This is a genomic window from Paenibacillus forsythiae T98 (genome assembly GCF_000520735.1).
In the GTDB taxonomy this organism is placed as follows: domain Bacteria; phylum Bacillota; class Bacilli; order Paenibacillales; family Paenibacillaceae; genus Paenibacillus_AQ; species Paenibacillus_AQ forsythiae.
Genome location: NZ_ASSC01000629.1, coordinates 1 through 1870, shown reverse-complemented (window position 1 = coordinate 1870; position 1870 = coordinate 1). Strand labels below are relative to the sequence as shown.

Here is a 1870-nt window from a genome sequence, read left to right as displayed (position 1 = left end):
TCGGCGGCCTGACTTTTACAAGCCTGTGTTCCTTCATCCTCTATTTCAATTTGGCGAAAGACAGCTCTTTCATTTATCGTTTCATCGGAATGGAGCAATGCGATGTTATGGTGGTTGCGGAGGCAGGGCCTTCGGCCGGGAAGATATTTACGGAAATTGAAAATATGGACGGAGTAAAAAAGACGGGCATGCTGGACCGGCTGTATGCCGGACTGGAGGGCCGTTCGGTGCTCATGAACGTCTCCTCCGATTATGGCGGTCTGGACTGGGAGACGCTTTATGAAGGCAGGCAGCCCGTCTATGACAATGAAATCTCCATATCTGGCGTGATGTCGCAGAGGCTGGATAAACGGATAGGCGATCTGGTCAAGGTCTCGCTTGGCGGGAAGAGCGGCGAGTACCTGATTACGGGTCTGACCCAGCAGTTCGGCAATGCGGAATCGGCCTCCGTTACGCTGGAGGGATTGCGGCGCATCCATCCGGAGTATCGGCAAAATTCGCTTAGCATCTATCTGCAAGGAACGGACAGCAAGGAGTTTATCCGCAAGGTGAAAGCGGAATACGGGAAGCATCTCCTTATGGTAATGGACGTCAGGGCTACCCTGGCCAGTCAAATCGGCTCGCTTGTTAACGCTGTATTTCTGGTGACGGCAGTGGTGATGGCGGCGACCGTGCTGGTCGTTGCGCTGATATTATTTCTTGTCATTCACACCCTGATTGTTAAGCAAAGAACAGAGTTCGGCATTTTGAAGGCGCTCGGGTACACCACCCGGCAGCTCATGCTGCAGGTGGGATTCGGCTTTGTTCCGGTTGTCGCCGCAGGCGTTGCCGCCGGAGGGCTTGCCGGGGCCTTGCTCACGAACGGCTTTCTGTCGCTGCTCTTTGCTCGCTCGGGCATTTTCAACGCCAACTTCCGGATTCCGGCTCTGCCGGTAGCGGCGATTTGCGCGGGATTTGCGGCGGCGGCCTGCCTGATCATCCTGCTCATTGCAAGGCGGATCAAACCGATCGCGCCGCGGGCCCTGCTCGCGGACTAACAAAAGAAGAAACGGCTTTGCTGTCCTGTTGCGGACGGCGCGGCCGTTTTTTTACGTTTCAAATATTTTTGCAATGACCCGGGCAATCGAGGAGTCCGCGCGGATATTGAGCGGGAGAGCGGTGATTTCGAAACGCGGCGCCCCGCGAAGCAGGTGGAGGTTCGCCAGATTTTCAATAATCGGGATTTTATGCTTGAACAGCAGATGATGGACGTCGAACGGATATTTATCGACTGACGGGGTGTCGACTCCGATCATTTTGATCTTCTTGCGGACCAGCATTTCCGCGAATTCAAGCGTAAGCGCCGGGTAGTCCGTGTAGTAATCGGGCTCTTCGAAGCGTGCTCCGTGGCCGGTATGGACCAGGACAATCTGCCCCTCGGAGACAGCCTGCTCATACTCCGGCTTATTGCGGACCGCCTCACAGCTGCGGGCATCCAGCAGACAGCCTTCCCCGATAAAGACATCCAGCGGATATTCATTGATGTACTCCGTGCAGTCCGTCATGTGCATATGCCCGTCGATATGCGTTCCCGCATGCATGTTGACCGTCAGGAGATGGTTGTTATAGCCGTCCCGGGAGAACTCGGCGGATCTTGCGAGCTTCGTTGACGGATCTCCCGGATAGACCGGCAGCCCGTCCCGGATCGGGTGGGTCAGATCGATAAGCATGGCTTCTTAACTCCTTTGCTCTTGACCGGGGACTATGGCCCCAATTAAAAACGAGGCGGTTCTGAAGGCAGCGGGAGCTTAAGCAAGCTGCGTTTAGGACGACCTCGTTTGACTTTCTAATCTCTTGGCAGGATGCACCTGTGCAACCTTGCAGTGAAGCT

2 protein-coding genes are annotated in these 1870 nt (G+C 55.3%); one reads left to right on the top strand and one right to left on the bottom strand.

Annotation, left to right across the window (positions count from 1 at the left end):
- On the top strand, positions 1 to 1037 hold a 1037-nt coding region (locus tag L692_RS0119455), incomplete at its 5' end, for an FtsX-like permease family protein (RefSeq protein WP_025701726.1).
- A 51-nt stretch (positions 1038 to 1088) separates the two neighbouring features.
- On the opposite strand, the gene L692_RS0119450 is transcribed toward L692_RS0119455, so the two are convergent.
- Positions 1089 to 1709: a cyclase family protein gene (locus tag L692_RS0119450; protein WP_025701725.1), complete on the bottom strand. Its 621-nt coding sequence runs from the start codon at positions 1707 to 1709 to the stop codon at positions 1089 to 1091.
- Positions 1710 to 1870: the final 161 nt, after the last annotated feature.